The organism is Mycobacterium sp. TH-M106 (assembly GCF_057473765.1).
Genome location: NZ_JBYCLE010000631.1, coordinates 1 through 7,465 on the forward strand (window position 1 = coordinate 1; position 7,465 = coordinate 7,465).

General features: G+C 68.3%; 8 protein-coding genes and 1 pseudogene. 5 read left to right on the forward strand and 4 right to left on the reverse strand.

The window, feature by feature from the left end; genetic code table 11:
* Nucleotides 1-148, reverse strand: a pseudogene (locus AC2VOP_RS21170) (VldE C-terminal domain-containing protein); the annotation flags it as partial.
* Nucleotides 149-397: 249 nt separating this feature from the next.
* Here AC2VOP_RS21170 and AC2VOP_RS21175 point away from each other — a divergent pair.
* The 5 genes from AC2VOP_RS21175 (at nucleotide 398) to AC2VOP_RS21195 (ending at nucleotide 4,793) form a co-directional block, all read left to right on the forward strand.
* A complete protein-coding gene (locus tag AC2VOP_RS21175; protein ID WP_486962787.1) occupies nucleotides 398-730 on the forward strand; it encodes a hypothetical protein in 333 nt (110 codons plus the stop codon).
* A 42-nt stretch (nucleotides 731-772) separates the two neighbouring features.
* Nucleotides 773-1,645 carry an oxidoreductase gene (locus AC2VOP_RS21180; protein WP_486962788.1) on the forward strand — a complete coding sequence of 291 codons (873 nt, stop codon included), beginning with the start codon at nucleotides 773-775 and terminating at the stop codon, nucleotides 1,643-1,645.
* A gap of 79 nt (nucleotides 1,646-1,724) precedes the next feature.
* On the forward strand, nucleotides 1,725-4,097 hold the full coding sequence (locus AC2VOP_RS21185; RefSeq protein WP_486962789.1) for a lysylphosphatidylglycerol synthase domain-containing protein: 2,373 nt from the start codon (nucleotides 1,725-1,727) through the stop codon (nucleotides 4,095-4,097).
* Nucleotides 4,098-4,152: 55 nt separating this feature from the next.
* Nucleotides 4,153-4,407, forward strand: coding sequence for a type II toxin-antitoxin system Phd/YefM family antitoxin (locus AC2VOP_RS21190; protein WP_486962790.1), 255 nt, complete (start codon nucleotides 4,153-4,155; stop codon nucleotides 4,405-4,407).
* Nucleotides 4,407-4,793, forward strand: a complete 387-nt coding sequence (locus AC2VOP_RS21195; RefSeq protein ID WP_486962791.1) for a PIN domain-containing protein — start codon at nucleotides 4,407-4,409, stop codon at nucleotides 4,791-4,793. The genes AC2VOP_RS21190 and AC2VOP_RS21195 overlap by 1 nt, the downstream gene beginning before the upstream one ends.
* Before the next feature lie 14 nt (nucleotides 4,794-4,807).
* Here the strand turns inward: AC2VOP_RS21195 and AC2VOP_RS21200 are convergent, their stop codons facing one another.
* The 3 genes from AC2VOP_RS21200 to AC2VOP_RS21210 all read right to left on the reverse strand — a co-directional run.
* Entirely contained in the window at nucleotides 4,808-5,920 is a 1,113-nt protein-coding gene (locus AC2VOP_RS21200) for a galactokinase (protein ID WP_486962792.1), read from the reverse strand.
* A complete protein-coding gene (gene galT, locus AC2VOP_RS21205; protein ID WP_486962793.1) occupies nucleotides 5,913-7,025 on the reverse strand; it encodes a galactose-1-phosphate uridylyltransferase in 1,113 nt (370 codons plus the stop codon). The genes AC2VOP_RS21200 and galT overlap by 8 nt, the downstream gene beginning before the upstream one ends.
* Nucleotides 7,026-7,034: 9 nt before the next feature.
* Nucleotides 7,035-7,465: DUF309 domain-containing protein (locus AC2VOP_RS21210; protein WP_486962794.1), on the reverse strand; the 431-nt coding region annotated here is incomplete at its 5' end.

Consider the following 7,465-nt stretch of genomic DNA (forward strand, 5'->3'; position numbering starts at 1 on the left):
TGACGTCGATCGCCAGCCCGTTGGGATGCCAGGGCCGCGAATCTGGGCGCACCCCGACCATGCTGTCGATCTGCGGGAATGCCGCAGTGATGCTGCGGGCCACCAGAATGGTCTTGACCTGCAGCCCCTGCTCGGATGCGACGTCGGCGGTCAACAGCTGGTCGTCGGCTCCGGCGCCGCCCGCCCCGACGATCGTGGCCGATGCCAGCAGGGTCACCGCCAGCAGTGTCGGCGCCAGGCGCCCACCGGTTGATCCGTGTCCAGGCACGCAGGACACCATAGCGGGTGGCGGCTGCGATTGTCACAATAAGATAACGGGCGTGTCGGTTCGGCTTCCGCGCGCTCGCCTCGGTGCGGCATGCTTCGCGCTCCAGGAGATCCCCGTAGGCTCTCCGCTATGAAGATCGTCGTCGCCATGGGCGCTATCGCAACCGGTAGCGCCGGTATCGCCGCGACCCTCACGGTGCTTGCGACACCCGTCCAGGCTGATCCCGACCCGAACGTGCCGAACTTGGCTGCAAACTACTGCCCCGGCGGGCGCCAGGACGACGCCTACACACATCGCTGTATCGGGACCAAATATCCCGACGGTTCCTACTGGCGTGACAGTCAATACGTCATCGTGAATTGGACGCCGGACAACGTCAGCGGTCGCGGTCTGCGCTGTGTCATCGACTATGGGCCGAACGTGGTAGCCGCCCCACCTGGCGGCTGCAACGGCGGAGTATAGAACGAGTATAGAAACCGGGCCAGCTCGGATAATGTGACCCGCATGGCCTGGCAAACACGCGACATCCCCGACCAGCACGGTCGCACCTTCGTGGTGACCGGCGCCAACGGCGGGCTCGGGGAGATCGTTACCCGCGAGCTCGCCGGCAAGGGTGCCACCGTGGTGATGGCCTGCCGCAACGTCACAAAGGCCCAACAGGTCGCCGACCGCATCGACGGCGACGTCCGGGTCGCCGCACTGGATCTGGCGAGCCTGGCTTCGGTGCGTGAGTTCGCGGCGCAGCAAGCCGAATTCGATGTGCTGATCAACAACGCCGGGATCATGAACATCCCGTTGGACCGGACGGTCGACGGCTTCGAAACACAGTTCGGGATCAACCACCTCGGTCACTTCGCGCTGACCGGCCTGCTGCTGGACAAAATCGCCGACCGGGTTGTGACCGTGGCGAGCGTCGCGCACCGGCAGACGCCGAAGCTGTGGATCGACGACCTCAACTACCAGCACCGGTTCTATCATCGAAACCTGGCCTACGCGCAGTCGAAGCTGGCCAACCTGATGTTCGCCCGCGAGCTACGGCGCCGGCTGGTCGCGGCCGGCTCGCCCAAACGGTCCTACGCGGTGCACCCCGGGATTTCGGCCACCGGACTGTTCGACAACGACAAGTCACTGCTGGGCATGGCCGCCAGATACACCATCCCCATCATCGGTCTTCCGCCGTGGCGCGCCGCGCAGGCGATACTGTTCGCGGCGTCCATGCCTGACCCCGACCCGGCTGTGTACTGGGGCCCAAGCGGCCTGCGGCCCGGTCGCGGCCCGATTGCCTGCCCGTCGAGTCGGCTGTCGAAGAATCAGCAACTCTGGCAGCGGCTCTGGGCGGAGTCGGAGAAGATGACCGGGGTAACCTACCCGCTCTGACACTCGCGTCGACGCCTGTCCCGACGTCAGGCGTCCCGCGGCGCAGCATCGGACCGACAGCACCGGACCGAAAGGGACTATGCGAGTTGACGGGCGCGACATCGCGGTTACCGGCAAGCTGCTGGAGCCGCTGACCCGGCGCACCAACGACATCCTGCGTCTGGCACTGGCGGCGCTCTTCCTGGCGGCGGTGATCGCCAGTTCGCTGATCACCCGCTACGAATGGGTTGCGCTGGAGAGATCGGTCTCGCACATCCTCGGGGTGCTCTCCCCCACCCAGGCGAACCTGGTGTACCTGGGCTACGGCATCGCCATCGTGGCGTTGCCGTTCGCGATCCTGATCGGCCTGGTCGCGGGCCGGCAGTGGAAACTGCTCGGCGCCTACGCGGTCGCCGGGCTGGCCGCCGTGCTGTCGCTGTCGGTCCGCAGCACCGGGATGGCGGCACCGCGCTGGCATTTGGACCTCTCCGAGCGGCTGGCCACCACACTGGCGCAGTTCCTCGACGACCCGCGGTGGATCGCGATGCTCGCGGCGATGCTGACGGTGTCCGGCCCCTGGCTGCCCGCCCGGTGGCGGCGCTGGTGGTGGGCGCTGCTGCTGGCGTTCGTGCCGATCCATCTGGCGGTCAGCGCCATCGTGCCGGCCCGCTCGCTGCTGGGCCTGGCGGTGGGCTGGTTCGTCGGCGCGCTGGTGATCCTGGTGGTCGGAACGCCCGGGCTGGAGGTCCCGCTGGACGGTGCGGTGCGGGCGCTGGCCGAACATGGCTACGTCGTCTCCGGCCTGAGCGTCATCCGCCCGGCCGGCCGCGGCCCACTGGTGCTGGCCGCGGCCGCCGAAAACCCGGCAACGATCGAGTTGTACGGCCCCAACCAGCGCAGTGGCGGCGCGCTGCGCCAGCTCTGGTACAAGCTGCGGCTGCGTGACTCGGAGACCGCACCGCTGCACGCCTCGATGCGCCGCGCCATCGAACACCGCGCGCTGATGGCGATAGCCATCGGTCAGATCGAGGTGGCCAACACCGCGACCATCACGGTGGCGGCGCTCGACCGGGGCTGGACGCTGTACGCGCACACCCCCACTCGTGGAGTCGGAATCACCGACTGCACGGAGCGCACCCCGGTCGCCCGGGTCTGGGATTCGCTACGTCGCATCCACGATCACCGGATCTCGCACGGCGACCTGCGCGCCAGCAGGATCACCGTCGACGGCCCGGGCGGCGACGTGCTGTTCGGTGGTTTCGGCAACGCCGAATACGGCGCCACCGCAGCGCAGCTTCAGGCCGACATCGCCCAACTGTTGGTGACGACGTCGGCGCTGTACGGTGCGCGCCCCGCGGTGACCGCCGCGATCTCCGCGTTCGGCGCCGGGCCTGTGCTGGCCGCGTCACGCCGGCTCACCAAAACCGCTGTGCCAGCCAGGATCCGGCACTCGGTCACCGACGCGAGCGCCGTCATCGCCGGTGCCCGTGACGAGGTGAAGCACCAGACCGGCGCCGATCGGATCCAGACCGAGACGATCACCCGGTTCACTCGCGGCCAGCTCGTCCAGCTGGTGCTGCTGGTGGCGCTGGTCTACGTCGCCTACCCGTTCATCAGCGCCGTACCGACGTTCTTCTCCCAGTTGTGGAGTGCCAACTGGTGGTGGGCGCTGCTGGGGCTGGCCGTCTCCTCGCTGACCTACGTCGGTGCGGCCGCCGCCCTGTGGGCCTGTGCCAGCGGCGCTGTGAGCTTTAAGAATCTGTCAATCATGCAGGTGGCCAACACCTTTGCCGCCACCACCACTCCGGCTGGAATCGGCGGGTTGGCGCTATCGACCCGATTCCTGCAGAAGGGCGGGCTCAGCGTGCTGCGTGCCACCACCGCGGTGGCGCTGCAGCAGTCTGTGCAGGTGATCGTGCACGTCGTGTTGTTGGTCATCTTCACCGCCGCCGCGGGCGTCTCGGCCGATTTGTCGCACCTCGTTCCCGACGCCACGGTGCTCTACCTGGTCGCGGGGGTGGCGCTGGGTATCGTCGGCACTTTTTTGTTGGTACCCAGGCTGCGACGCTGGTTGTCGACGGAGTTGCAGCCCCGCGTCAAGGAGGTGACCGGAGATCTGGTCGAGTTGGCCGGCGAACCCCAACGGCTGGCATTGATCGTGCTCGGCGCGGCCGGAACAACCCTGGGCGCGGCGCTGGCGCTGTGGGCCAGCATCGAAGCCTTCGGCGGCCACACCTCCTTCGTCACCGTCACCGTGGTGACGATGGTCGGCGGCACGCTGGCCTCGGCGGCGCCGACCCCCGGCGGCATCGGCGCAGTTGAAGCCGCGCTGATCGGCGGGCTGGCCGCCTTCGGTGTACCCGCGGCGCTCGGTGTGCCGTCGGTGCTGCTGTACCGGGTGCTGACCTGTTGGCTGCCGGTGTTCGTCGGGTGGCCGGTGATGCGGTGGCTGACCAAGAACGAGATGATCTAGCGTGCAAACGCCATCCACCAGCCCGCAACTGTAGCATTTCTGCTACACTGTCTCCATGACTGACGTAGCTGCGCGCGAACTGCGCAACGATGTGAGCGGCGTGCTCCGCCGGGTAGAGCGGGGCGAACGGCTGCGGGTCACGGTGAGCGGTCGACCTGTCGCTGAGCTCATCCCGCTGCCTAAGAGGGAAGCGTCCATGTCCTGGGAGCAGTTCACTCGACATCTCGCGGGAGGCCGGGCCGACGCCGGGCTTGCAGCGGAGCTGGCCGAACTGTTGCCCGACTCCACCGACGATCTCACGCCCGGCTGATGGTCACACTGGGCTTGGCTGACACCTCGTTATTCATCGCCGTCGAACTCGAGCGACCTTTGGCCACCGCGCCCCCCGAACGCATCTGCGTGTCTGTCATCACCATCGCGGAGTTGCGCCTGGGCGTTTTGACTGCCACCGACACCGCGACGCGTGCACGCCGCCTGGAGACCCTTACCCGAGCGGATGCCTTCGAACCGGTCCCGATCGACAGATCGGTGGCATCCGCGTGGGCCGGGTTACGCGTTGCCCTGCGCGACGCGGGTAAACGGATGCCGCTCAACGACTCCTGGATAGCGGCGACAGCTATCGCCCATGAGATTCCGGTGGTCACACAGGATGCCGACTACGACGACATCCCGGGCCTGACCACGATACGAATGTAGTGGTGACGCCGCCCTTAGCTGCGGTACGGACCTGCCCCGGCGGCGGCGTACGCCCGGCTCACCACCGGCTCGTCGTAGCCCGCACCGATGACGGCCGAACGCACCGCGTCCCCGACTGTCAGGGTCAGGTCGACGGGCACTAGGGCGATCACGCAGCCGCCGAAACCACCGCCGGTCATCCGCGCGCCCAGGGCGCCGGCGCACACCGCACTGTCGGCGATCAGGTCGATGTGGTCGGTGGTGATGGCGAAGTCGTCGCGCATCGACTGGTGCGACGCGGTGAGCAGCCGGCCGGCGGCGGTGAAATCCAACTCGGCAAGTGCGGCAACGAAATCCAGCACCCGGTCGTTCTCGGCCAACACATGACGAACGCGGCAGGCATCGACCGGGTCAGCAACGTCGTCGAGCACCCAGTTATCTGCGGTTCCGCGATGCTGCACCTCGCGCAGCGAGCCCACGCCCAGGTCGGCGGCTGCTCGTTCACACGACTGTCGGCGTGCCGTGTACTCGCTATCGGCGTGGCGGTGCCGGACCGTCGAGTCGATCAGCAGCAGTGCCACGCCGGAGGCGTCCGGATCGAACGGCACTGGATGAACGACGACGTCGCGGAAGTCGATCAGCAGCGCGGTCGCCGGCTCCCCGAACAGCGACGCCAACTGATCGAGCAAGCCCGACGGGACACCGACATAGTCGTTTTCGGCGCGCTGCGCGATGCGGGCCTGCTCGGTCCGGTCGATGGTGACTCCGGTAGCCGACGCCACGGCGCCGAGCACCGCGCACTCCAGCGCCGCGGACGACGCCAGGCCCGATCCGATCGCCAGCTCGCTGCTGATCGTCATCGCTCCACCGGGGACCGGGCGACCGGCGCGGCGCAGCGACCAGATCACCCCGGCCACATACGCCGCCCAGCCGGTCACGTCGCCGGGCGCGGTGTCCAGCGGAATGCGGACAACGCCGTCGGCGTGGTCGCTTTCCACAGTGACGGCGTCGACGTGTGCCGGCGTGAAGGTGACCGTGGTGCGCTGCGGCAAGGCGATCGGCAGCGCGAATCCGCCGTTGTAGTCGGTGTGCTCGCCGATCAGGTTGATCCGCCCGGGTGCGCAGTATCCGATGGCGCCCTCAATCATCGGGCGCGAGTTCCCGCAGGCGTGCCGCCACTGCTTCGGGCGTCACATCGGCGATGAACGCGTCCATCGCCGACTCGGAGGCCGCCAGGTATTTCAGCTTGGTGGCGGTGCGCTGAATCGACATCAGCTCGACGTGGAAATAGCCGTCTTGTTGCGCCTCGGTGTCGCCGAACTGGTGCAGTGCGGCCATATACGGCAGCGGTGCGGCGTACATCCGGTCGAATCGTTGCAGCAGATCCCGGTAGGTCGACGCGAAGTCGTCCAGTTCCATATCATTCAGCTCGGTCAGGTTGCGCACCAATCGGTTCGGGTACAGGTGCACCTCCACCGGCCAGCGCGCGGCGAACGGCACGAACGCGGTGAACAGTTCGGTGCGCGCGACTATCCGACTACCGTCGGCAATCTCTGCAGCCAGCAGGCCGGCAAAGAGGTTGCTGCCGTGGCTGATTCGATGCCGTCGAGCCTGATCCAGCATCGTCGCCGTGCGGGGCGTCAAGTAGGGGTAGCCATAGATCTGGCCGTGCGGATGGCTCAGCGTCACCCCGATCTCCTCACCACGGTTCTCGAAGCAGAACACCTGCTCGATCCCGGGCGTGGCCATCAACTCGGCGGTGCGGTGCCGCCACACGTCGACGACCAGCCGGGCGTGCGGCAGGTCCAGGCCGGCGAACGACCCGGCGTGGTCTGCCGAGAAGCAGACCACCTCGCAGCGGCCGTGCCCGGCAGCGCAGACCAACCCCGTGAACCCGCCGTCGCCGGGCGGGGTGAGCGGCGCCGGCCCGGCGCCGGCCAGGCTGGGAAAGCGGTTCTCGAAGACGACGACGTCGTAGTCTTCGGCCGGCACCTCGCTGGTCAGCCCGCTCGGTCCCGGACACAGCGGGCACTGCTGGGCCGGCGGCTGGTAGGTGCGGTCCTGGCGTTGCGCGGCGATGATCACCCACTGCCCAGTGGTCGCATCGAACCGCAGCTCCGGCGGCGCCGGGTCGCGCGGGGGCAGTGGGCGCCGGTCCGGCACCGGCGCCGGGGGGTGACCGGGCAAGGCGAAGAACAGCAGCTGGCGGCCATCGGCCAGCGTCCACCGGGTCGGCTGGGTCGGCGCGATCACCGGGCCACCTTAGACGACGAACCGGGGGTGCAACCGCTCCGGTGTGATCTCCGCCCCGGCGGTGAGGTCGTCGACCAACCCGGCGGCGAACTCCAGCAGCCCGGGGATGTCAATGGCGTATGGTGGCCCTCCCTGGTCATGGGAGAGCCGGCCGGATGCGCCCTGCAGCAGGGTCACCGCGCCCTTGCGATTGCCGCGCTGGATGTGGGTGATGCCGACCGCCAGCTGCGCCAGGCCCTGCCACAGCATCCGCTCGCGCACCGGGCAGTTCTTCCAGGCCGCCTCGAACACCTCGTGGGCGTTGAACGCCAAGCCGTCATCGATCAACCGCTGCGCGTAGGCCAGCGTCTGCGCCGGCGGCAGATCGAGATCCTCGGGGATGCCTTCGACGACGTCAGGGCCGTGATAGCCGTGCGGCAGCGGGCGACCCAACCGGTCGC